Raw genomic sequence first — 21,591 nt, 5'->3', positions numbered from 1 at the left:
TCAGGAGACCGGACGGGCGTGTTCCAGCTTGATCGGTGCGTGCAGCGCCGAAACCTCGGCAGCCTCACGATCCTCGACGATCAACTTACCGCCGTCACCCGTCACCGACGCCACCACCCCGCCGGGAATGTTCAAGGCCGTACGCATCGTCGCCGGATCACCGATCACCGTGATCGTGAACGGACCCGTCAACCGACGCCCGTCCACCACCAACGACCCGCCCTCCCCGTCCAGGAAGAACGTCGACGCGATGATCCGCACCGTCGCCCGGTCACCACCGGAGATCTGCATCGCCTCCGCGCCCGCGCCCCGCAACTCCTGCACCGCGTCCAACACCCGCGACGCCGAGATCGACTTCTCACCCGCCTCGAACCGCACCGACAACCCCGGCCCCGTCGCCGGCAACGTCCCCGCCAGGATCCCCAACTCGTCGGCCCGCCGCGTCGCCTCCTCCAACGCCGCCTGCCGCCCCTGCTGACCCGAACGCAACTGCCGCTGACTCTCCTCCAGCGTCGCGATGTCCTGCCGCAGCCGAACCTCCCGCGAGTTCAGGTCGTACAGGATCCGCACCAGATCCTCCTGCCGCGTCGCCGCCACCGTCGGATCCGTCGACGTCGACTTGAACTGCACCACCAGGGTGAACCCCAGCAACGCCAGCAGCGCCGCGATCATCACCCCGGCCGAACTCACCCGCCGCCGCGGCGTCCCGCCACCCCCGGCCACCGCTGGCGCGGGTGGGGTGGCACCGGCGGCGGCCCGGCTCAGCTCCACCGTCACGCCATCGTCGGGCTCCACCACCGCCGGCTCCTGCACGGGCGGCTCCACCGGCGGCGCCGACCGCTCCGGCGCCAACGGGCTCAACTCATCCGGATCCGGCGCGTCCGGCCGCGGATCGGGCGCCCCCGCCGGACCCGCCGGCCGCCCCGGACCCGCCGGCTGCGGCCAACCCGTGCCCGTCTCGGTGTGCTCGTCGCTGCTCATCGCCACCAACCTACGCCCGGAACAGGTGCCGACGGATCGCCGCCACGTTCCCGAAGATCCGCACCCCGAGCACGACCACCACGCCGGTGGAGAGCTGACCGCCCACCCCCAACTGGTCACCCAGATACACGATCAGACCCGCCACCAGCACGTTCGAAATGAACGACACCACGAACTGCTTGTCGTCGAAGATCCGGTCGAGCTTCGCCCGCACCCCGCCGAACACCGCGTCCAACGCGGCCACCACCGCGATCGGCAGGTACGGCTGCAACGCCGTGGGAACCGTGGGGTCGAGCCACACGCCGAGGACCACACCGGCGAGCAACGCCAGCACCGCGATCATCGACCACCTCCGGAGGGGCTGGGAGACGTCCTCGAACCGGTCGGCCCAGGACTGACGGAACGGTGGGCCCCCGACGGCGACGGCGTCGGGCTCACCGAGGGCTGCGCGTAGCGTAGCCGCGGGTCCGGAGCGGCCGGCAGGGTGAGGTCCTCCGCCTCCCGCACCCCGAACGACAACCCGGTGTCCTCGGCGACCTTGCGCATCGTCAACGCGCTGCGGCTGTCCTCGTACCGGTCCCGCATCGACCCCGGACCGATCGCCGACACCTCGTACGGCCCCGTCACCGGCCGGAAGTCCACCAGGATCGCCTGCCCCGCCGAACGGATCGTCGACATCGCCGTCAACCGCTGACCGTTGATCGCGATCGCCTCAGCCCCCGCCGCCCACAGGTCGTTCGCCACACCCTGCAGATCGCTGTAGATCACCCGGGACGGCCCCACGTCCGCGCCGGTCACCGCGTCCTGGTTCTGCGGCGCGTCCGCCAGACGCACCACCACGCCGTCACCGCGCACCCGCCCCAGGCCGGTGCCCGCCTCCAGGTTGTGCAACCGCGCCGCCTCCGAGCCACCCAACGCCGCCGCCCGCTGCCGCGCCACCTCCGCCCGCAGCTCGTCGGCCCGCACCGACAACCGGTCCGTCTCGGTCTCCCGCTGCTTGATCTGCTCGACCAGGCCGGACCGGGCCTGGCTGCGCCCCGGCTCGGCCTCCAGCGTCTGCCGGTACGCCACCGCGAACAGGAAACCCAGCAGCAGCGCCACCACCACGGTGACGGAACGCGCCGACCACCGCCGCCACCTCGGCGACGGCGTCTGCCGCTCCCGACGCCGGACCGCCGCGTCGGCGTAGCCGGGATCCAGCGGATTGCGGAACAGCTCGGTGAGGAAGTCCGGGGCGTACACCCGGTCGCCGCGGCCCCGGCCGTCGCCCGGCGTGCCCGTCATGCCGGCGCTCCCCCGGCCCGAACCGCCCTGACCAGCCGGCCGGCCTGCACGACGTAGAGCGCACCGGCCACCCAGTAGAGCACCAGGCCCCACCAGGCCAGGCCCCAGCCGATCGCCCCGGCCACGCTCGCCGCACCCGGCACCGCCGCGGCGAGCAGCAGGACCGGGAAGGCGGCCAGCAACAGGAAGGTCGCGGTCTTGCCCACGTAGTGCACCGGCGGCGGGCCGTACCCGTGCCGGCGCAGCACCGCCAGCGAACCGAGCAGGAGCAACTCCCGGGCCAGCAGCGCCGCGGTGAACTGCCAGGGCACCACGTCGCGGGCGGTGAACCCGAGCAGGGTGGCGAGGATGTAGAGCCGGTCGGCGAGCGGGTCGAGCAGCTCCCCCAGCCGGCTGACCTGACGCATCCGGCGCGCGACCCAGCCGTCCACCCAGTCCGTGGTGCCGCCGATGGCCAGCACCACGACCGCGGCCACGTCGGCGTGCGCGACGAGCAGCAGGTAGAGGAAGAGCGGCACGCCGAGCAACCGGACGAAGCTGATGACGTTCGGCAGCGTGAGGATCCGGTCGCCGACGGCCGATCCGCTCGTGCCGGCGGTGGCCTCCGGGTGCTCCTCCCGAGCCGGCGGACGCGACACCGAACCTCCTCCGCGGCACGCTCCTCCGCCCGGCCGAGGACCGGCGGCGCGGAGAACGTGGGCGCTGTCGGGCCGGCTGCCGCCGGCGTCCCCTGCGGTCCCCATACGGGACCTTCGCCTGACATCGGCCCGCGATCGTGACGATCACGGGCCGGCTGCGCTGCCACTATATCGGGCCCTCGGCGCCTCCTCCGGCCTCAGGAGTGCCGCCCTGTCGACGACGGTGTCGTCGGGTGTGCTGCGTCACCACCCGTAGGGCATCCTAGGACACTAGTGGAGCAGGTGGGGATGGGGCGCACGGACGGAACGACCGGTCAGGCGGTGCGGGCCTGGGAGTTCGCCGGCGACTCGGTCGGGGCGGCGGTGGCCGCGCGCTCGAAGGCCACCAACGCCAGCAGCAGCTCGTGCTGCGCCCGACCGGGCATCCGGTCCAGCACGGCCTGCACCGCCCGGTGCCGGCGCTCCTGCAGCTCGCGCAACAGCGCCTCCGCGGCGGCGGTCGGCATCAGCCGCACCTCCCGCCGGTCCCGGGGATCGGGCACCCGGCGCAGCAGCCCGGTGGCCTCCAACCGGTCGCAGAGCCGGCTCGCCGAGGACGGCACGACGTCCAGCAACTCGGCCAGGCCGTTGACGTTGGTCTCCGGCCGGCCGCTGATCAGCGACAGCACCCGCAGCTGCGTCGGGGAGACGGCCATCTGATGGCGGGGCACCGCCGAGTCGAGCACACCGACGAGTGCCTCGGCGGCGGCGTCGATCGCCGCGGCGAGATTCGGAGGTCGCTCCACCCGGTGTCCCCTGCGATCGTCCCGCTCGTGCCTTGCCGGTGCGACGACGGCCCTCACCCGTCGCCCCGCCCGACGGAGCCACGCCAGTCCAGGCAGACGACGACCGCGTCGTCGCGCAAGTCGGCGTCCGCGTGCCAGGCGTGTAGTTCGCGCATCACCGTACCAACTGCTTCCGCCGGCGGTTGCAGCCGCGTGGACCGCATCGCCCGCGCCATCGTCCGCTCGCCGTACGCCCCGCGGTCACCGGGGTCGGCGGCCCACACCCCGTCGCTGACCACGAACAGCCGGTCCCCCGGTTCCAGCGCGAACTCCTGGACGTCGTAGCGGGCCTCGGCGAACATGCCCAGCGGCAGCTGCTGTTCCAGGTCGATGGGCGTCACCGTGCCGCCGCGTACGCGCAGCAGGTGCGGGGAGCCGGCGTCCACCGCCCGCACCCGCCCGGTGACGGTGTCCAGTTCGAGAAGCAGCGTGGCCACGTACCGGCGACCGCGATGCTGGTAGAAGACCGTGTCGGAGGCCAACTCGGCCTGCTCGACGATGCTGCCTCCGGAGCGCCGGGCGTTGCGCAGCGCGTTCACGGTGACGGCGGTCAGCAGCGACGCCGACAGCCCGATGCCGGCGCCGTTGAGCACCGTCACGGTGAGCCGGTCGTCGTCCACGGACCAGTCGAAGTGGTCCCCGCCGACCGTGTACGCCGGTTCCAGCTGGCCGGCGAGTTCGAACGCCGCGTGGCTCACGCCGCGTCCCGGCAGCAGCTCCCACTGCATCTCGGCGGCCATGCTGAGTCGCTCCCGCCGGCGGACCCGGCGGTACCGGTCGGTCTCCCGGTCCGCCGCGCGCAGCACGACGGCCAGCTCGCCGGCGATGTCCGCGGCCCGCTCGACGACGTCCGGGTCGGGCGGGCCGGGCAGCTCGACCAGGAGCACGCCCAGCCGCTCGCCCCACACCGACAGCGGCAGGTAGAGCCGCCACCGGCCCTCGTCGGTGTCGGTGACGGGCTGCTGGCTGCTGAAGCAGCGCTGCGCCACGTCGTGGCACGCGAGGAAGCCGCCGCCGGAGAGGTCCGCGTCGAGCACCGGCCAGAGCCCGGTGATCCGGTAGTCGGCGATGAACACGTCCGTTCGCGAAGCGCCCAGGGCGGACCGGATGGCCCGGTCCGCCGCCTCCACCACCTGGTCGGGCGGGGCCGAACGAAGCGCACGCGAGACCTGGCCCGGTGCCTCCAACATGATCATCCTCCGGAAGCTTGCCGTAGGGCAAGCATCATACGGAGCCCTCTCCCCCACCCTCCGGGCGGGCGGGCGCACGGCGGGTGCCAGCCGCCGCGCCCCCCGCACGCGGGCGGAGGCGCGGCGCGCGGGCGCCCACGTCGCCTGGGTCGGCGCCGGCGGCGGCCGGGTGCTGCGGGGGCAGCCGCGCGCACAGGCGACGGCCAGGTTGCCGCGGCGGCGACCGGCTCTCAGGCGGCGATCGGTGTCCCGGGCGGCCGCTGTCCAGGCGGCGCCCCCGGGTGCCGCGGTGAGGGCCGGTCAGGCCGGCGAGCGGACGGCGACCCCGCCGTGGAAGGCGTCGGGCACCTGCGCGGGCGGGCCGTCCGGCCGCCACCGGGTGATCGGGACGATGCCGTCCTCGGTGGGCGTCCAGCGGCCCAGCAGCGGCACGAACGCGGCCGGCGGGCGCATCCGGAACGCCGGGCCCATCATCGCGAGGGCCGCCGGGAAGCCGGCCAGTTCCTCCGTGTCGAAGTCGACGGCGAGCAGGCTGCCCGGCGCGGTCGCCTCATAGAGCTCGTCGAGGGTGCGGGCCAGCGTCTCGTCGTCGAGGAACGCGGCCAGACCGAGGAAGACCACGCCGACCGGTCTCCTCCCCCACCCCGGCACGAACCGGTGCAGCTGGGCGCGGTCGACGGTGCCGATGTCGGTGGCGTCGCCGTAGCCGTAGCCGGCCCGGTCGCTGCCGGCCAGCAGGCGCTGGCCGAGGCGGATGGTGACCGGGTCGACGTCGGTGTAGAGGACGGTGGCGTCCGCGGCGACCTCGTGCACGTTGCCCATCGTGGGCACCCCGGAGCCGAAGACGAGGAAGCTGTCGACCCCCCGCGCGGCCATCGCCCGGACCGCCCGGCCGAGAAACGCGCGCAGCTCGCGGAAGACCGGCTCGCACAGCCCGTACGCCTGCTCGAAGTCGCGGGCGGCCGCCACGTCGACCGGGAAGTGGTGCTCCCCGCCGAGCCAGAAATCGATCATCCGCGCGGTGCTCGGCTGGTCCGGCTCAACCATCGACGACGCTCCCTCCGCGGTGGGCGTGGACAGCGTACCCACCGGTCGGCCTGCGCGGTATCGGCCCGCCGACGGGTTCCCCGCCGCGATACTGGCCGGGAACCGGCGGGAGGTGGGCGGTGAACTCGGCGAACGGCGCGGCGGTGGTCGTCGGCACGGACGGCTCGGACTCGTCGCTGCGCGCCGTGCGGCTCGCCGCCGTCGAGGCGGCCCGCCGCCACCGGCCACTGCGGATCGTGCACGCCTTCATCTGGCCCCTGCTGCGCGTGCCGGTCGACGCCCCCGCCGCCGGCCCACCCGGCGCCGGCCTGCGGCACCAGGCCGAGCAGGTCGTCGCCGCCGCCACGGACGAGGCCGAGGCGGCGGTGCCCGGGTTGCGGATCTCCGGCGAGATCATCGACGGCGAGGCCGCCGCGGTGCTGCTCGGCGAGTCGCCAGCAGCCGCGATGATCGTGCTCGGCGACCGGGGGCTCGGCGGCTTCTCCGCCCTGGTGGTGGGCTCCGTCGCGGTGCAGGTCGCCGCGTACGCAGACTGTCCCGTGCTGATCGCCCGGGGCACCGACCACCCCGACGGGGCCGTCGTCGTCGGCGTGGACGGCTCCGAGACGGCCCGGCTCGCCGCGGAGTTCGCCATGGAGGAGGCGTCGGTACGCGGCGCGGCGCTGGTCGCGTTGCACGCCTACCGGCATCCGACCTCCACCGGGCCCGGGGACATGCGACCACTGGTGTACGACGACACCGAACTACGTTCCGAGGAGGAGCGGGTGGTCGCCGAGTCGCTCGCGGGGCTCACGGAGCGGTGGCCGGACGTGCCGGTCAGCCGGGAGACCACGCGGGGCCGCCCCACCACCGTGCTCGCCGAGGCGTCCCGGCGGGCCCAGCTGCTGGTGGTCGGCCGGCAGGGACACGGCGAGCTGACCGGGCTGCTGTTGGGCTCGGTGAGCCAGTCGCTGCTGCACCACGCCGACTGCCCGGTCGCGGTGATCCGCGCGCCGCGCTGAGCCGGGCGCCGTCCACGGGCGCCGCCACCGAACCGGTCGCGGGGTTGGTCCCCGCGCAGGCGGGTAGACGACCGCGGTACGCCAACGGCGACGACGACCGGAGGAGGCAGTGATGCCAGGACCACGGCCGGGCAGCAACGCGTACGACAAGCAGCGGGCGCGCATCCGGAACGCGATCGACGATTCGGGACGACGGGTGCCGGACGACAAGGCCAACGACGTGGCCAACCGGATCCTGCAGTCCGACCGGGGACAGCGGGGGGTCGTCCGCGGCGAGCGGGTCTACGGCCCCAAGGGCGAGCGCGAACCGGGCGACCCGAGGTGAGGGCGACGAACCTGGCCGACGGGGCGATCGCCGGCGCGGTCGGCAGCGCCGCCCTGAACATCGTCAGCTACCTCGACATGGTGCTGAGGGCGCGGCCGGCGAGCAGCACCCCGGAGGAGAGCGCCGGGCGGGTCGCCCAGGTGGCGCACGTCGACCTGGGGCCCGAGGACCGGGCGGCCAACCGCCGCTCGGGCCTCGGGCCCTTGCTCGGCTACGGGATCGGCGTGGCGGCGGGCGTCGGGTACGCCCTGCTCGCCCGGGGCCGCCGGATGCCGCTGCCGCTGGCCGTCGGGGTGCTCGGTGGCACCGTCATGACGATGTCCGACGGGTCGATGACCGCGCTGGGCGTGACCGATCCGCGCACGTGGCGACGGTCGGACTGGCTGGCCGACATCGTGCCGCACCTCGCGTACGGCGTGGCGGCCGCAGCCACCTGGAACCGGCTGCGGCCGTCCGTCCCGGGCCGGGGCTGTTAGCCCCGGGCGCTCTCGTCGTCGGCGACCGGCTCCGTGGCCGGGCCGTACGGCGACACCTGCCCCCGGGGCACCGGGCGCCCCTCGTCGCCGTGCGACGAGCCGCGGTTGCGCGGGTGCCCCGCGGGGTTGGGGCCCTTGCTGTCCTGGCTGGTGGCGCCCTTGTTGTTGCGGCGGAACTCCTCCTGCTGCGGATTCACCACGGGTCTCTCCTTCCGGGGTCCGACCGTGTCCGACGTCGGTTACCCGCCCGCCCCGGCGGCATACCCACCGGGGCGGACGGTCGCAGGGGTGGCCGGGCGCAGGGCGGGTACACCCGGAGGATGGGCGACGACCGGAAGGTGGCGCGGGTCCTGCTGGAGCGGCGGGGCCGCACGTACGCCGAGGAGGCGGGCATCACGCTCGCCGACCGGCCCGCCCCGCTCTACCAGCTGCTGGTGCTCGCCACGCTGCTGAGCACCCGGATCCGGGCCCGGGTGGCCGTGGCGGCCGCCCGCGAACTCTTCGCCGCCGGCTACCGGACCCCGCAGGCGATGGAGGCGGCGAGCTGGCAGGACCGGGTCGACGCGCTGGGCAGGGGCCACTATCGCCGCTACGACGAGCGGACCTCGACGATGCTCGGCACCGGCGCCCGGCTGTGCCTGGACCGCTGGCGGGGCGACCTGCGCCGGCTGCACCGCGACGCCGGCGGTGAACCGGCCGGGCTGCGCCGGCTGCTGACCGAGTTCCCCGGCATCGGCCCCACCGGCGCCGACATCTTCCTGCGCGAGGCGCAGGTGGCCTGGCCCGATCTGCGCCCGTACGCCGACCGGCGGGCCCTGGCCGGCGCGAAACGCCTCGGCCTGCCCGGTTCGGCGGACCGGCTGGCCGGGCTCGTCGACCCGGCCGACTTCGGCCGGCTCGCCTCGGCGTTGGTCCGGGTGGCCCTCGGCGAGGAGTCCGCCGGTGAGGTCACCCGCGCCGCCGCCACCTGACCGGCCTACTTGGCCGTCTTGTCGCCCGGCTTCGTCAGGTGCCACACCAGCAGCGCCGCCAGCAGCGCGAGCACGACGAGGCCGCCCGACACGCCGCGGCCGTCCTCCTCGCTGCGTCCGGTGGTGCCGAAGTAGATCACCGCGAGCCCGGCCAGCACGGTGACGAACGTCCGCATCCCTCGGTCCTTCACGTACCGGACCGTACGTCCTGATCCACGCCGTTCGTGGCGGTTCCCGCCGCCGTCACCCGACCGGGTCGGGGCCCGCGGAGAAGCCGCGCAGCCGGACCCGGCGGATCGTGCGGCCGGCCACCTCCACCACCTCGACGGTCAGCCCCGGCAGGTGCACGGTCTCCCCCGGCCCGCTCGGCAGGTGCCCCAGCCCGGCCAGCACCAGCCCGGCCACCGTCGTGTACTCCCGCGACGGCCGGAAATGCAGGCGCACCCCGACGTCGGCCAGGTCGTGCAGCGGGAAGTCGCCGGGCATCAGCAGCGAGCCGTCCGGTTCCCGGGTCACCCCGGTCACGTCCCGGTCGGTCTCGTCGTACAGTTCCCCGACGACCTCCTCCAGCAGGTCCTCCATGGTGATCATGCCGTCGACCCCGCCGTGCTCGTCGACGACGAGGGCGAGCTGCTGGTGGCACAGCCGCAGCTCGCGCAGCGCGTCGGAGACGGGCAGGGTGCCGGGCAGCAGCAGCGGCGGACGGGCCCGGTCGGCGACCGTCGCCGCGTCCGCCCCGACGAGTTCGCGGATGTGCACCACGCCCCGCACCGCGTCGAGCCCACCCGGCCCCACGACCGGTGCGCGGGAGCGGCCGGCGGCGGCGAGCCGGCGCAGCCCGTCGGCTGCGGGCAGCGTCGCGGGGAGCACCGTCACGTCCAGCCGGGGCACCAGGATGTCCCGCAGCGTCCGGCCGGCGATGTCGAACGCGCCGGTGAGGATCTCCCGCTGCTGTGCGGACAGGCCCCGCTGGCTGACCAGGATCTCCCGCAGCTCGTCCTCGGTCATCTCCGTACGGCTGGCGCGCGGGTCCCCGCCGGCGAGCCGCACCACCACGTCGGTGGCCTTGCTGAGCAGCCAGACCGCCGGCCGCGACAACCGGGCCAGCAGGTCCAGCGGCCCGGCGCTGACCAGCCCCCAGCGTTCCGCGCGCTGCATCGCCAGCCGCTTGGGGGCCAGTTCGCCGACGACCAGGGTGACGAACGTCAGCAGCACGGTGACCAGGACGATCGCGACGCCGCGCGCGGCGTCGCCCAGGAAGCCCAGCGGCCCCACCAGCGGCTCGGACAGGGACACCGCGGCGGCGGCGGAGGCGAGGAACCCGGCCAGGGTGATGCCGAGCTGGATGGTCGCCAGGTACCGGTTGGGGTCGCGGACCAGCCGGGCCAGCCGCTCCCCCGACCGGCTGCGCCGGCCCAACTGCCGCACCTGCCCCTCGCGCAGCGTCACCAGCGCCATCTCGCTGCCCGACAGGGCCGCGTTGACCAGCACCAGCACCGCCACCAGCGCGAGCTGGCCGAGCTGCGCCCCCATGTCAGTCGACCTCCAGGTCGTCGAGGGAGATCTTGTGCGTCATCAGCCACCGGGCCAGCGCCGACATCCCGAACAGCCACAGCGGCGCGGACTCGGTGGTGCCGTTGGTGGCAAAGATCGCGAAACGCAGGTCCGGCGCCCGGTACGCCTCGATCCGCCACTTGTGCTGCCGGTCCCGCCAGACCGCGGAAGGGTCCATGGCGTCACGCTAGGCGACCGCCAACCCCGCCGGGGCGGCTTCAGGACCGGGCCGTCACCACGACCCGCGCGTCGTCGGGCAGCCGACGGGTGGCGCCGCGACGGTCCAGCAGCTCCAGCAGCGGCACCGCGACCCGGCGGGTGGTGTCCAGCGCCCGCCGCGCGGCGCTGAGCGTGAACGGCTGAGGCAGCCCGGCCAGCACCCGCACGGCGTCGTCCGCCGCGCCGGGCAGCAGCACCACGTTCTCGGCGAGGCGCAGCAGCGCCCCCGCGCGTACGGCCGCGCCGATCTCCCGGGGACCCAGCCCCAGGTCGGCGAGGTGCTCGGCCTCGGGGGCGCGGAACGGGCGGTCGGCGTACTCGGCGCGGACCCGGGCCACGGCCCGGGCCACCGGTGCCGGCAGCGCGTCGACCGCCGACGCGGTGACCCGGCCGGCGCACAGCCGCAGCGGCGGCCGGACCAGCGCCTCGACCAGCGTCCGCTCGGGCAGGTCGAGGCGCTGGCGCAGCAACTCGACCGGCGCGCCCGCCTCCAGCGGGTGCTCCCGGGCGTGCCGGGCGACCTCCTCGACCAGCCGGGCGCCAAGGCCCCGCCAGTGCTCCGGGTCGGCCAGCCAGTCGCCGGCGACCGGCCGACCGGTGACCTCGACGCCCATGCGGACCAGGTCGGCGGCCCGGGCCAGCCGCCGCCGGCGCAGCTCGCCGGCCAGCTCGGGCCGGCCGTCCACCGTCGCCAGCACCGCCGCGCGGGCGACCGCCGCGCCCCGACGGGTCAGCGGCGGCGGAGCCACGTCCAGCACGGTCACCCCGCCCGCGACGTGGTGCCGGCCCGGGTCGCGCAGCAGCGCCCGGTCCCCGACCAGCAGCGGCAACGGCCGGGCCAGCCGCAGCCGGGCCGTGTCCGGGCCGAGCGGCCGGACCCGCGCCGGCACCGCCGCCGCGCCGATGTGCAGCGTCAGGGTGGCCGGCAGCTCCCCGGTCGGGTCGCCGGCCAGCCGCACGTCCAGCAGGTCCGTGCGGTGGAACCGGCCGGGGGTGAGCAGCGCGTCGCCGCGCCCCAGGCGGTCCCGGGGCGTGCCGCGCAGGTTCACCGCCACCCGGGCGACCGGGCCGACCTCGGGCCGGGCCACGCCGAGGGAGTGCAGGCCGCGCACCCGCACCGTCTCCGCGCTGCCGGCCAGCTCCAGCTCGTCGCCCACCCGCAGCCCACCGGCGCCGAGCGTGCCGGTCACCACCGTGCCGGCGCCGCGGACGGTGAAGGCGCGGTCCACCCACAGCCGCACCGGGGCGTCGGCCCGCGGGGCGGGCAGCCGGGCGGCGAGCCGGTCCAGCGCCGCGCGCAGCTGCGGCAGGCCGGCGCCGGTCACCGCGCTGACCGCGACCGCGTCGACCGCGCCGAGGGAGGTGGCGGCCAACTCCGCCCGGGCCCGGGCCGTCGCCGGCCCCGGATCCGCCAGGTCCGCGCGGGTCACCACCAGCAGGCCGTACGCCACCCCGAGCGCGTCCAGTGCCGCCAGGTGCTCGGCCGACTGCGGCATCCAGCCCTCGTCGGCGGCGACGACGACCAGCGCGGCGGGCACCGGGCCGACGCCGGCGAGCATGTTCGGCACGAACCGCTCGTGCCCCGGCACGTCGACGAACGCCACCGTCGCGCCCGAGGGCAGCGTGCTCCAGGCGAAGCCGAGGTCGATGGTCATGCCCCGGCGGCGTTCCTCGGCCCACCGGTCGGGTTCCATCCCGGTCAGCGCCCGGACCAGGGTCGACTTGCCGTGGTCGACGTGCCCGGCGGTGGCCACCACGAACACGCCTCAGCCCTCCCCGGGCACGCGCAGCACGGCGGCGGACAGCGCCGCGTCGGCGTCGGCGGGTACGCAGCGCAGGTCCAGCAGCAGCCGCCCGCGTACCACCCGGCCCAGCACCGGCGGGTCTCCGACGCGCAGCGGCTGCGCGTACCGCTCGGGCAGGGCGAGCGCCCACGAGTCCAGCTCGACGCCCGGCGCCCCGCCGCCACCCACGACGGCGCTGGCCGGCACCACCTCCGCCTTGCGACCGTCGGCGGCGAGGGCGTCGCGCAGCCGCTCCGTGCGCGCCCGAAGCGCGCCGGCGTCGGCGTGCAGCGCGGCCCGGGTGGGGGTCGCCGGATCGGCGATGGTGGCGGCGAGCGCGGCCAGGGTCAGCTTGTCCACCCGCAACGCCCGGGCGAGGGGGTGCCGGCGCAGCCGTTCGACGAGGTCGGCGGCACCGAGCAGCAGGCCGGCCTGCGGCCCGCCGAGCAGTTTGTCGCCGCTGGCGGTGACCAGCGCCGCCCCGGCCCGCAGCGTGCTGGTGGCGTCCGGCTCGGCGGGCAGCAGCGGGTCGGGCGCCAGCAGCCCGGAGCCGATGTCGGCGACCACGGGGACGCCGAGGGTGGCCAGCGCCCGTACGGGCACCGCGGAGGTGAAGCCGGTGACCTGGAAGTTCGACGGGTGCACCTTGAGCACGAAGCCGGTACGGGGACCGATGGCGGCGGCGTAGTCGTCGAGCGTGCTGCGGTTGGTGGTGCCGACCTCGCGCAGCCGGGCGCCGGTGCTCTCCAGCAGGTCGGGCAGGCGGAACCCGTCGCCGATCTCCACCAGCTCGCCCCGGCTGACGACGATCTCGGCGTCGGCGGCCAGCGCGGTCGCGGCGAGCACCAGCGCGGCGGCGCCGTTGTTGACCACGTGCACCGCGCCCGCGTCGGGCACCGCCGCCGCGAGGGCGTCGAGGGCGTCGCGTCCCCGCCGGGCCCGCCGCCCGGTGCGCAGGTCCAACTCGACGTCGGTGTGCCCGGTGGCGGCGGCGACCGCCGCGACGGCGGCGGGCGACAGCGCGGCGCGACCCAGGTTGGTGTGCAGCACCACGCCGGTGGCGTTGAGCACCGCCCGGGGCGCCGGCGCCGGCAGGGCGGCCAGCGCGGCGTCGCGTACCGCCTCGGGGGTGATCTCGCCCCGGCGGGCGCGCTCCTGGGCGCGGTGGACGGCGGCCTTGACCCGCTCCCGACCCAGGGTGCCCGCCGCGGCGGCCAGCCGGGGGTCGGCGAGCAGCGCGTCGGTGCGCGGCACCCGCCGGCGCGGATCGGCCGCGACGTCCCCCATGATCCCCACTTCCGCAGCATGGCGGAGACGGACGGGAATCGAACCCGCCTGGCCCGGATCCCGGACCACACCGGTTTTGAAGACCGGGAGGGGCACCAGCCGCCTGAACGCCTCCACGCAGCAGTGAACCACAGGCCCGGCGGGCGTGTGCGGGGAGGCGTCAGCCCTCGGCGGCGCGCCGCCGCTCGAGGCGCTCCCGCTGCGGCACCACCGTGTACTTCGGATCCTTCGCCGAGGCCACGCCGCCCTCGAAGATGCCGAACCGGGTCGCCACCGAGGCACCCAGCAGCGCCACCCCGGACAGCGCGGAGAGCGTGCGGCTGCGCCGACCCAGCAACGCGCCGGCCACCCCCACGGCGGTCAGGGCCCGCCCCGCGCGCAGCAGTCGACCGGGCCGGCCGGTGCGGTAGGGCTCGCTGAGCAGCCCGAGCCGGGTCTCCACCCGGTGCGCGCCGTACAGCTCCAGGGCCGCGCCCGCCACCGCCATCCGGCGGGCGGGACCGGCCTGCGCGGCGGGCGCGGCGATCAGCCCCACTCCCGCGCCGCTGGCCAGGGCGCTGCCCGCGAAGATGACCGGCAGTTCCGGGTACGCCTCGTGCCACGACGGCACGGCCGTGTCGGCCAGCAGCACCCCGGTGTACGTGGCCAGCGCCGGTGCGGTGGCCGCGGCGGCCAGCCCGGCGGCGTGCCCGACCGGCGGCAGCACCCGGCGGGCGAGGCCGGACAGGCCCCGCTCGGGCAGCCACGACGCGCCCTCGGCGACCGCCGCGAGCCCGGCGGCCGGGCCGAAGGCGCCGAGGATCCAGGTGCCCACGGACATGGGCGAGGTGGGCTTGGCCACCCGGAGCATGTGGTGGAACCGAGCGGGCCGCCCCAGGTCCTTGATCAGGAAGACGGTGCTGGCGGTGACCCCCACGAGCGAGGCGACCCGGCCGGCGCGGCGCAGCGCGGGACGGCCGGTGAGCTGCCCGCCCGCCGCGAGCAGCGACGAGCCGGCGGCCAGCCCGCCGGTGAACAGGTACGCGGCGATGTCCCACTTCCAGACCGGCGCCTTGAGGATCGGCCGGCCGTAGTAGGAGGTGAACTCGGCCTCCGGGACCCTCAGCTCCTCGCCACCGCGCCGCCTGCGCCCACCGCGCTCCGGACTCATCAGGAACCTCCCACGAACGCGGCCACGGCCGCCGCCGCCATCGTCAGCGCGGCCAGGCCGGCGCGCTTCCACATCTTCGGCAGGTCCCGGGTGGTGACCACCGGGTCCGGCGGCAGCCCGTACACCTCGGGCTCGTCGAGCAGCAGGAAGAACGCGCCGTCGCCGCCGACCCCGTCGCCCGGGTCGTGCCCGTAGAGCCGCGCCTCGGGCACGCCCCGCTCGTGCAGCGTCGCCACCCGGGCCGCGGCCCGCTCCCGCAGCTCGTCGAGGGGGCCGTACTGGATGGACTCGGTCGGGCACGCCTGCGCGCAGGCCGGCGTCCCGCCCGCGCCGATCCGGTCGTAGCACAGCGTGCACTTCCACGCCCGGCCGTCGCCCTTGCGCTGGTCGATGACGCCGTAGGGGCAGGCGGAGATGCAGTAGCCGCAGCCGTTGCAGATGTCCTCCTGCACCACCACCGTGCCGAACTCGGTGCGGAACAGCGAGCCGGTGGGGCAGACGTCGAGGCAGGCCGCGTGGGTGCAGTGCTTGCAGACGTCGGACATCATCAGCCAGCGGAAGTCGGTGCGTCCCTCCGCGCCCCCCGCGCGCCCCGGCGGCTGCGCCCCGGGCATCCCCAGGAACTCCGGCCCGCCGGTCCGGCCGGCCGTGCTCGTGCCGGCGGGGCCCGTGCTCGTGCCCGTGCTGGTCGCGCCGGCGCCGGTGCTGGCCGGGTCGCCCACCCCGGTCCCCGAACCGGTGCCGGCGGCCATCCGCGCGGCCGCGTCCGCCGCGCCCGGCGGGACGCCCGGCTCGGTGCCGGTCGGGTTGCCGACGCCGGCGGCCACGGCCGCCGACGAGGCGCTGACCGAGCCGCCCGTCGGCGTGCCGGCGAACGGCGGGCTGCGGTGCCCCGCCGGGCGGGGCTGCTCGACGAACGCGACGTGCCGCCACGAGTTCGCGGTCAGCGCGCCGGTGTTGTCGTACGACATGCCGAGCAGGTCCAGCCCCGAGCCGGGGACGTCGTTCCACTCCTTGCAGGCCACCTCGCACGCCTTGCAGCCGATGCAGACGCTCGTGTCGGTGAAGAAGCCCATCCGGGGCGGGGCGTCGGTCCAGCCGGCCTCCGGAGCGGGATCCAGCGGCCCGGACAGGCTGTGCGGGTCAGGAAGCATCGCGGCCCTCCCCGGCGCCGTCGGCGGGCTCCGGCGGGGCGAGCGCCCCCGGGGTGAGCGTCGGGGCCGGCTGGCCGGGGACGATGCCCGCCCGCCGCTGGTAGTCGGCCACCAGGTCCAGCAGAGCCGGGCCGGTGGGCCGCCGACCGGGCCGCACGTCACAGGTACCGATCTTGCTCTCCTGGATCAGCACGTTCGGGTCCAGGGTGATCCCGAACAGGTCGTTGGCCGAGTCGCCCGTCACCAGGCCCTCGAACCCGAAGTGGTACGGCAGCCACACCTGATGGATCACCCGGCCGTCCACGCGCAGCGGGCTGAGCCGGTCGGTGACCAGCACCTTCGCCTCGATGACCGCCCGCCCGCTGACCAGGTGCGCCCAGCCCAGGTGCGCCAGGCCCACCTCCGCGGCCAACTCCGGGGACACCTCGACGAACATCTCCGGTTGCAGCTCCGCCAGGGGCCGCACCGTACGGCTCATCCCGCCCGCCGTGTGGTGCTCGGTGAGCCGGCTGACCGTGAACACGTACGGGAAGACCTGGCTGTGCTCCTGCGGCGGGCTCGGGTTCACCGAGTTCACCGGGTGCGCGTACACCTTGCGGGTGGGGTTGGCCTGCTGCCGGTAGAACGGGTTGCGCACCGGCGACTCGGCCGGCTCGTAGTGCGTCGGCAGCGGGCCGTCCAGCACGCCGCTGGGCGCGTACAGCCAGCCCTTGCCGTCGCCCTGCATGACGAACGGGTCGTCGCCGGCGATCCCCTCCGGACCGGACGCGCCCTCCGGCGGCCGGTAGGTCGGCGGCTTGGTCCGCTCGAAGTCCGGCACGTCGTAGCCGGTCCACTCCCCGGCGTCCTGGTCCCACCAGACGTAGCGCTTGCGCTCGCTCCACGGCCGGCCCTGCGGGTCCGCCGAGGCCCGGTTGTAGAGGGTGCGCCGGTTCGCCGGCCACGCCCAACCCCACTCCGCGGCCACCCAGTCCTGCTCGTGACGCGACCTGCGCCGCGCCGCCTGGTTGACGCCGTCGGCGTACACCCCGGAGTAGATCCAGCAGCCCACGGCGGTGGAACCGTCGTCGCGGGCCTCGGCGAACGCGGACAGCGGGCGGCCGGTCGCCACCTCGTACCCGTTGATCTCGCGCAGCACCGCCTCGGCGCTCGGCTCGGCGTGCGGGCCGTGCGTGGGATAGTCCCAGGCCAGGTCGAGCAGCGCCCGGTCGCGCGGCAGGTCGGAGCCGGCCAGCTTCTCCCGCAGCCGGTGCCCGAGGTGGTAGAAGAACCACAGCTCGGAGCGGGCGTCGCCCGGCGGCTCGACGGCCTTCTCCCGCCACTGCAGCAGCCGCTGGGTCTGGGTGAAGGTGCCCTCCTTCTCCACGTGCGAGGCGGCCGGCAGGAAGAAGACCTCGGTCTTGCACTGCTCCGGCACGATCTCGCCGGTGGCGACCTCGGGGCTGTTCCGCCAGAAGGTGGCGCTCTCGATCATGAAGAGGTCGCGGACCACCAGCCAGTCCAGGTTCGCCATGCCGAGGCGCTGTGCCCGGCCGTGCGCCGAGCCGACCGCCGGATTCTGGCCGAGCAGGAAGTAGCCCCGCACCTTCCCGTCGATCATGTTCAGCACCTGCTGGTACGTCCCGTGGTCGCCGGTCATCCGGGGCAGGTACCCGTAGCAGAAGTCGTTCTCCGGCGTCGCCGCGTCCCCCCAGTACGCCTTGAGCAGGCTCGCCGCGTAGGCGCGGGCGTTGCCCCAGAAGCCCTTCTGACCCGGGTGGCGGATGCTGTCCACCCACTCGTCGAAGGTGGGGTGGTCGGCGTGGTGTGGCATCGGCAGATAGCCGGGGAGCAGGTTGAACAGCGTCGGGATGTCGGTGGAGCCCTGGATGCTGGCGTGCCCGCGCAGGGCCAGGATGCCCCCGCCGGGGCGGCCCATGTTGCCCAGCAACAGCTGGATGATCGCGCCGGTGCGGATGTACTGCACGCCGACGCTGTGCTGCGTCCACCCCACGGAGTAGATCAGCACGCCGGTGCGCTCCCGGCCCGAGTTGGCCGTCCACGCCTCGGCCAGCTCCAGGAACTTCTCGCGCGGGATGCCGCAGACCCGCTCCACCATCTCGGGGGTGTAGCGGGCGAAGTGCCGCCGGAGGATCTGGTAGACGCAGCGGGGGTGCTGCAACGTCTCGTCCCGCTCGACCTGCCCACCCACGTCGGCGCCGTGCGACTCGTGGCGCAGCCCGGCGGCGGTGTCCCGCTCCTTCGCGGTGTGCCCGCTGCCGGAGTCGGACTCGTGGCCCGCGTACTGCCAGGAGTCCTGGACGTAGCTGCCCGTCTCCGGGTCGAACCCCGAGAAGAAGCCGTCGCCGTCCTCGGTGTCGACGAAGCGCTCGCTGACGATCGTCGCGGCGTTCGTGTACGCCAGCACGTACTCCCGGAAGTCCAGCTCGTTCTCCAGGATGTGGCGCACCACGCCACCGAGCAGCGCGATGTCGGAGCCCGCGCGGATCGGCAGGTACGTGTCGGCCACCGCGCTGGTGCGGGTGAACCGCGGGTCGACGTGGAACACCTTGGCGCCGCGCCGCTTGGCCTCCATCACCCACTGGAAGCCCACCGGATGGGCCTCGGCCATGTTCGAGCCCTGGATGACGATGACGTCAGCGTTGGCGACGTCCTGCTGGAAGTCCGTCGCGCCACCGCGACCGAAGCTGGCCCCCAGACCGGGGACGGTGGCGGAGTGTCAAATGCGCGCCTGGTTCTCGATCTGGAGCGCCCCCATCGCCGTGAACAGCTTCTTGATGAGGTAGTTCTCCTCGTTGTCCAGCGTCGCCCCACCCAGGCTGGAGATGCCCAGCGTGCGGTTGAGCGGTCGGCCCTGCGCGTCGACGTCCTCCCAGGTCTCCGCCCGCGCGGCGAGGATCCGGTCGGCGATCATGTCGAGCGCGACGTCGAGCTCCAGATCCTCCCACTCGGTGGCGTAGGGCCGCCGGTAGCGGACCGTCGTCTGCCGCAGGGGGCTGGTGACGAGGCTCTTGCTGGCCGACCCCTTCGGGCACAGTCGGCCCCGGGAGATCGGGCTGTCCGGGTCGCCCTCGATCTGGGTGACCGCACCGTCCTTCACGAAGACGCGCTGGCCGCAGCCGACCGCGCAGTAGGGGCAGACCGACCGCGCCACGCTGTCGGCGGTCTCGGTGCGGGCGGTCAGCTCCGCCGAGCGGCCCGACTGCGCCGCGGCGCCCCGGCCCAGCGGGTCGGTGCCGGTGAGCTGCCGGTAGACAGGCCAGCCCTGGATGAAGGTCCGCAGGCCCACGCGACACCCCCTCTTTCGTCCCGACGCCGTCGACCCCTCGAACACTAGGGCAGTGCGCGCGCGGGCGCGACGCGAGCCGCCGTTCCTGATTCGCCCGGCACCGTCCGGAGGACGCATCGCGCTTCCGCAAAAACGAGGGCTCTTTCAGTCGGACAGCCGACAGCGGCGGCGTGCCCGGTGGTCGATGCTCAGCGGGATCTTCGACGGACGAGAAAGGATTTCGATGGCAACGGAGCTGATGCGCGTCCGTACCGAGGACGGCGACGAGGTCGTCTTCGAGATCGACCGGCGGGAGGCCGGCTTCGGCGAGGCCGGGCTCGGCGACGAGATCATCGAGGCGCGCAAGCGTTTCGAGGCGGGCCTGCGGGAGATCAACGTCGCGGCGCAGAAGGCCCTGACCACGTTCCGCGGCGCCGTGCACCGGCCGGACGACATCGAGATCGAGTTCGGGGTCAACTTCACCGCGCAGGCCGGCGCCGTCTTCGCCAAGACCGGCGTGGACGCACACCTCACCGTCAAGCTCAGCTGGTCCGGCGCGCCGCGCGGCGAGGCCGCCGAACGGTGAACGCGAGCCCGCAGTGGCACGCCCGCATCGACGTCGCCGACGGCTCCGGGCGCGGTGGCAGCGGCTTCCTGATCGACCCCCGGCACGTGCTGACCTGCGCGCACGTGGTGGGGGACGCGAGCAGGGCGGAAGTGCTGTTCCCCCGCGCGGGCAAACTCAGGCTGGACGGCGACGTGGTGTTCCGGGGGCCCTGGAGGCGGGGCGAGAACGACAAGGGTGACGTCGCGGTGATCCGCCTGACCCACTCGGTCGAGAGGGTGAAACCGGCCCAGCTCGCGCCGTGGAACGCAGTGGAGATTCACGCCGGGAGGGAACTCGGCGCGATCGGCTTCCCCGACGCCTACCGCGAGACCGGCCAGATCGCCCACTTCACGGCAGTGGCCCACCCCCGCCTCGCCAACGACTGCTGCCAGACCAACGCCAACGGGTCGACTGGACCCCGGCTGCTCCCCGGCTACAGCGGCTCGGCGGCCTACCTGCCGGGCAGCTACCAGGTGGTCGGCATGGTCATCGCCGCCGATCGCGATCCGGGCATGCGCACCGGCGTGCTCCTGCCGCTGGACGAGATCGGCCGCCACTGGCCGGACCTCCTCGAACGCATCTCCCTCGGCCCGTTCGACTCGAACGCGTACCGGGACCTGCACGAGATCCTCAACGACCTGTCGATGCCGGACGCGCGCCAACTGCTCCTGGAGGTGCTGCGCCCCCGCACGTACTATCCCGACCCGCCCGCCGGGCTGAGCAACGCGCTGGCCGCCGTCGAGTGGCTCGCGGTCGACACCACGTTCCCCGAGGAGGACGTCGTCGACCTCCTGAACGCGCTGCTGCGGCGGATCGGCCGGAAGGTCCCGGAGCGCGCGGCCGCCCTGCGGAAGTGGTTCCGCGAGCACGGCGTGGACGCCGGCACCGCCGCCGGGCTGCCCGAGCCGACGGACGCGGGCACCGCTGCGGCCCAGTCCGAACCGTCGGGCGCCGACACCGCCGCGGCGCAGCCCGAATCGCCGGACGCGGACGTACGGCCGGGATGGGTGGTCGTCCGCATCGCGCCGACGGCGGACCCGTCGCGGGCGCACCAGGTCACCATCTGGACCGCCACCGACCCGGACGGCGCGTTGGACAGGCGGATAGTCGAGGAGACCGTCGCGGAGGACGCCATCCGGGCCACCGTCGAGCGCGCCCTGCCGATGGCCTACCGGGAGATCCCGGAGGCGACGTACGACTCGATCACAGTGGAGTTCGTGCTGCCCCGCGGCCGGTTGGCCTGGCCCGTCGACACCTGGCAAGCCCTCGACGACCTCGACCAGGTGCCGCTGGGATGGAACCGCCCCGTGGTGGTCCGCGCCCTGGAGTGGTTCGACGGCGCCCACGACTCGGCAAGGCTGAAGGAGCGCGCCAACCGGCTGCGGACCGGCACCAGACGCCTCGACGAGACGTTGGAATGGCGCCACTGCGGCAGCAGGAAGCAGACGCCGACGCAGTTCCAGGCGTGGCTGCGCGAAAGCACCCGCCGCGACGTCCTCGGCCTGGCCGGTCCCTGGGCCACGCCGGAGCGGATCGGCTCGGCCGTCGCCAGCGGCTTGCCCGTACTGCTGTGGCGGCGCTCCGCCTGTGGTGTCCACCCGGAGGCCGACGAACTCCGCCCCCGCGACCCCTGCCCCGGCCTGCAGTTCCGCGACGCGATGGCGAAGGAACTGGATCGCGTCCACAGCAACGAGCTGCCCCGGCTCATCCGTGAACTGCGGGCCGCGGCCGGTGGGGTCGACGACGGGCAGGAGCACTGCGGCCGGGACGTCACCCTGCTGTGGGACGGCCCGCAGCGGCGCCCACCCCAGTTGACCTTGGCCGAGTAAGG

At 75.0% G+C, this 21,591-nt stretch carries 22 protein-coding genes and 1 tRNA gene; 6 read left to right on the top strand and 17 right to left on the bottom strand.

Annotation, left to right across the window (positions count from 1 at the left end; genetic code table 11):
- From ACPXCB_RS28315 to ACPXCB_RS28285, 7 genes are all read right to left on the bottom strand, one after another.
- Complete coding sequence (locus ACPXCB_RS28315; RefSeq protein WP_425878890.1) at nucleotides 1-981, bottom strand: DUF881 domain-containing protein; 981 nt, start codon at nucleotides 979-981, stop codon at nucleotides 1-3.
- Between the two features lie 10 nt (nucleotides 982-991).
- On the bottom strand, nucleotides 992-1,324 hold the full coding sequence (locus tag ACPXCB_RS28310; RefSeq protein ID WP_089000302.1) for a small basic family protein: 333 nt from the start codon (nucleotides 1,322-1,324) through the stop codon (nucleotides 992-994).
- Entirely contained in the window at nucleotides 1,321-2,265 is a 945-nt protein-coding gene (locus ACPXCB_RS28305; protein ID WP_425878889.1) for a DUF881 domain-containing protein, read from the bottom strand. The genes ACPXCB_RS28310 and ACPXCB_RS28305 overlap by 4 nt, the downstream gene beginning before the upstream one ends.
- Nucleotides 2,262-2,903 (bottom strand): CDP-alcohol phosphatidyltransferase family protein, encoded by a 642-nt coding sequence (locus ACPXCB_RS28300; RefSeq protein WP_425878887.1) that lies wholly within the window; start codon nucleotides 2,901-2,903, stop codon nucleotides 2,262-2,264. The genes ACPXCB_RS28305 and ACPXCB_RS28300 overlap by 4 nt, the downstream gene beginning before the upstream one ends.
- A gap of 314 nt (nucleotides 2,904-3,217) precedes the next feature.
- Entirely contained in the window at nucleotides 3,218-3,688 is a 471-nt protein-coding gene (locus tag ACPXCB_RS28295; protein ID WP_425878885.1) for a MarR family transcriptional regulator, read from the bottom strand.
- Nucleotides 3,689-3,741: 53 nt separating this feature from the next.
- Nucleotides 3,742-4,917, bottom strand: coding sequence for a PP2C family protein-serine/threonine phosphatase (locus ACPXCB_RS28290; RefSeq protein WP_425878884.1), 1,176 nt, complete (start codon nucleotides 4,915-4,917; stop codon nucleotides 3,742-3,744).
- 300 nt (nucleotides 4,918-5,217) lie between these two features.
- Nucleotides 5,218-5,964 carry an SAM-dependent methyltransferase gene (locus ACPXCB_RS28285; RefSeq protein WP_425878882.1) on the bottom strand — a complete coding sequence of 249 codons (747 nt, stop codon included), beginning with the start codon at nucleotides 5,962-5,964 and terminating at the stop codon, nucleotides 5,218-5,220.
- A 119-nt stretch (nucleotides 5,965-6,083) separates the two neighbouring features.
- On the opposite strand from ACPXCB_RS28285, the gene ACPXCB_RS28280 reads away from it, so the two are divergent.
- The 3 genes from ACPXCB_RS28280 to ACPXCB_RS28270 all read left to right on the top strand — a co-directional run bounded on the left by ACPXCB_RS28280 (nucleotide 6,084) and on the right by ACPXCB_RS28270 (nucleotide 7,766).
- On the top strand, nucleotides 6,084-6,965 hold the full coding sequence (locus tag ACPXCB_RS28280) for a universal stress protein (RefSeq protein WP_425878881.1): 882 nt from the start codon (nucleotides 6,084-6,086) through the stop codon (nucleotides 6,963-6,965).
- 112 nt (nucleotides 6,966-7,077) lie between these two features.
- Entirely contained in the window at nucleotides 7,078-7,290 is a 213-nt protein-coding gene (locus ACPXCB_RS28275) for a phosphatidylethanolamine-binding protein (protein ID WP_132237733.1), read from the top strand.
- Nucleotides 7,287-7,766 (top strand): hypothetical protein, encoded by a 480-nt coding sequence (locus tag ACPXCB_RS28270; protein WP_425878879.1) that lies wholly within the window; start codon nucleotides 7,287-7,289, stop codon nucleotides 7,764-7,766. Before ACPXCB_RS28275 ends, ACPXCB_RS28270 begins: the two co-directional genes overlap by 4 nt.
- On the opposite strand, the gene ACPXCB_RS28265 is transcribed toward ACPXCB_RS28270, so the two are convergent.
- Nucleotides 7,763-7,966, bottom strand: a complete 204-nt coding sequence (locus tag ACPXCB_RS28265; protein ID WP_132237737.1) for a hypothetical protein — start codon at nucleotides 7,964-7,966, stop codon at nucleotides 7,763-7,765. The genes ACPXCB_RS28270 and ACPXCB_RS28265 overlap by 4 nt on opposite strands.
- Nucleotides 7,967-8,086: 120 nt before the next feature.
- Between ACPXCB_RS28265 and ACPXCB_RS28260 the strand changes: the two genes are divergently transcribed.
- A complete protein-coding gene (locus tag ACPXCB_RS28260; RefSeq protein WP_151454632.1) occupies nucleotides 8,087-8,737 on the top strand; it encodes a hypothetical protein in 651 nt (216 codons plus the stop codon).
- 5 nt (nucleotides 8,738-8,742) lie between these two features.
- On the opposite strand, the gene ACPXCB_RS28255 is transcribed toward ACPXCB_RS28260, so the two are convergent.
- From ACPXCB_RS28255 to fdh, 9 genes are all read right to left on the bottom strand, one after another.
- Complete coding sequence (locus ACPXCB_RS28255) at nucleotides 8,743-8,913, bottom strand: hypothetical protein (RefSeq protein WP_165947846.1); 171 nt, start codon at nucleotides 8,911-8,913, stop codon at nucleotides 8,743-8,745.
- A 67-nt stretch (nucleotides 8,914-8,980) separates the two neighbouring features.
- The gene (locus ACPXCB_RS28250; protein WP_425878877.1) at nucleotides 8,981-10,270 is read right to left on the bottom strand and encodes a hemolysin family protein; all 1,290 of its coding nucleotides are present in this window, start codon (nucleotides 10,268-10,270) and stop codon (nucleotides 8,981-8,983) included.
- Between the two features lies 1 nt (nucleotide 10,271).
- Nucleotides 10,272-10,469 (bottom strand): hypothetical protein, encoded by a 198-nt coding sequence (locus ACPXCB_RS28245; protein ID WP_089000292.1) that lies wholly within the window; start codon nucleotides 10,467-10,469, stop codon nucleotides 10,272-10,274.
- A 40-nt stretch (nucleotides 10,470-10,509) separates the two neighbouring features.
- Nucleotides 10,510-12,273, bottom strand: coding sequence for a selenocysteine-specific translation elongation factor (gene selB / locus ACPXCB_RS28240; RefSeq protein ID WP_425878875.1), 1,764 nt, complete (start codon nucleotides 12,271-12,273; stop codon nucleotides 10,510-10,512).
- A gap of 3 nt (nucleotides 12,274-12,276) precedes the next feature.
- A complete protein-coding gene (gene selA, locus ACPXCB_RS28235) occupies nucleotides 12,277-13,581 on the bottom strand; it encodes an L-seryl-tRNA(Sec) selenium transferase (protein ID WP_425878939.1) in 1,305 nt (434 codons plus the stop codon).
- 19 nt (nucleotides 13,582-13,600) lie between these two features.
- A tRNA-Sec gene (locus tag ACPXCB_RS28230) sits at nucleotides 13,601-13,696 on the bottom strand.
- Between the two features lie 45 nt (nucleotides 13,697-13,741).
- Complete coding sequence (gene nrfD / locus ACPXCB_RS28225) at nucleotides 13,742-14,731, bottom strand: NrfD/PsrC family molybdoenzyme membrane anchor subunit (protein WP_425878873.1); 990 nt, start codon at nucleotides 14,729-14,731, stop codon at nucleotides 13,742-13,744.
- The gene (locus tag ACPXCB_RS28220) at nucleotides 14,731-15,885 is read right to left on the bottom strand and encodes a 4Fe-4S dicluster domain-containing protein (protein ID WP_425878871.1); all 1,155 of its coding nucleotides are present in this window, start codon (nucleotides 15,883-15,885) and stop codon (nucleotides 14,731-14,733) included. Before ACPXCB_RS28220 ends, nrfD begins: the two co-directional genes overlap by 1 nt.
- Nucleotides 15,875-19,174 (bottom strand): formate dehydrogenase, encoded by a 3,300-nt coding sequence (gene fdh / locus ACPXCB_RS28215; RefSeq protein WP_425878869.1) that lies wholly within the window; start codon nucleotides 19,172-19,174, stop codon nucleotides 15,875-15,877. The genes ACPXCB_RS28220 and fdh overlap by 11 nt, the downstream gene beginning before the upstream one ends.
- Before the next feature lie 223 nt (nucleotides 19,175-19,397).
- On the opposite strand from fdh, the gene ACPXCB_RS28210 reads away from it, so the two are divergent.
- Nucleotides 19,398-19,739, top strand: coding sequence for a CU044_2847 family protein (locus tag ACPXCB_RS28210; protein ID WP_425878868.1), 342 nt, complete (start codon nucleotides 19,398-19,400; stop codon nucleotides 19,737-19,739).
- Nucleotides 19,736-21,589, top strand: a complete 1,854-nt coding sequence (locus ACPXCB_RS28205; protein WP_425878866.1) for a trypsin-like peptidase domain-containing protein — start codon at nucleotides 19,736-19,738, stop codon at nucleotides 21,587-21,589. Before ACPXCB_RS28210 ends, ACPXCB_RS28205 begins: the two co-directional genes overlap by 4 nt.
- Nucleotides 21,590-21,591: the final 2 nt, after the last annotated feature.

The organism is Micromonospora sp. DT62, from assembly GCF_049847285.1.
In the GTDB taxonomy this organism is placed as follows: domain Bacteria; phylum Actinomycetota; class Actinomycetes; order Mycobacteriales; family Micromonosporaceae; genus Micromonospora; species Micromonospora reichwaldensis.
The sequence above is the reverse complement of the archived record's forward strand: the minus strand, read 5'-3'. Positions and strand labels throughout refer to the sequence as shown.

Bases quoted from the DNA above. Each gene is read 5' to 3' on its own strand.
- ACPXCB_RS28315 (WP_425878890.1), bottom strand. From the start codon at position 981: ATGAGCAGCGACGAGCACACCGAGACGGGCACGGGTTGGCCGCAGCCG.
- ACPXCB_RS28310 (WP_089000302.1), bottom strand. From the start codon at position 1,324: ATGATCGCGGTGCTGGCGTTGCTCGCCGGTGTGGTCCTCGGCGTGTGG.
- ACPXCB_RS28305 (WP_425878889.1), bottom strand. From the start codon at position 2,265: ATGACGGGCACGCCGGGCGACGGCCGGGGCCGCGGCGACCGGGTGTAC.
- ACPXCB_RS28290 (WP_425878884.1), bottom strand. From the start codon at position 4,917: ATGTTGGAGGCACCGGGCCAGGTCTCGCGTGCGCTTCGTTCGGCCCCG.
- ACPXCB_RS28285 (WP_425878882.1), bottom strand. From the start codon at position 5,964: ATGGTTGAGCCGGACCAGCCGAGCACCGCGCGGATGATCGATTTCTGG.
- ACPXCB_RS28275 (WP_132237733.1), top strand. From the start codon at position 7,078: ATGCCAGGACCACGGCCGGGCAGCAACGCGTACGACAAGCAGCGGGCG.
- ACPXCB_RS28260 (WP_151454632.1), top strand. From the start codon at position 8,087: ATGGGCGACGACCGGAAGGTGGCGCGGGTCCTGCTGGAGCGGCGGGGC.
- ACPXCB_RS28255 (WP_165947846.1), bottom strand. From the start codon at position 8,913: ATGCGGACGTTCGTCACCGTGCTGGCCGGGCTCGCGGTGATCTACTTC.
- ACPXCB_RS28250 (WP_425878877.1), bottom strand. From the start codon at position 10,270: ATGGGGGCGCAGCTCGGCCAGCTCGCGCTGGTGGCGGTGCTGGTGCTG.
- ACPXCB_RS28245 (WP_089000292.1), bottom strand. From the start codon at position 10,469: ATGGACCCTTCCGCGGTCTGGCGGGACCGGCAGCACAAGTGGCGGATC.
- selA (WP_425878939.1), bottom strand. From the start codon at position 13,581: ATGGGGGACGTCGCGGCCGATCCGCGCCGGCGGGTGCCGCGCACCGAC.
- nrfD (WP_425878873.1), bottom strand. From the start codon at position 14,731: ATGAGTCCGGAGCGCGGTGGGCGCAGGCGGCGCGGTGGCGAGGAGCTG.
- ACPXCB_RS28220 (WP_425878871.1), bottom strand. From the start codon at position 15,885: ATGCTTCCTGACCCGCACAGCCTGTCCGGGCCGCTGGATCCCGCTCCG.
- ACPXCB_RS28210 (WP_425878868.1), top strand. From the start codon at position 19,398: ATGGCAACGGAGCTGATGCGCGTCCGTACCGAGGACGGCGACGAGGTC.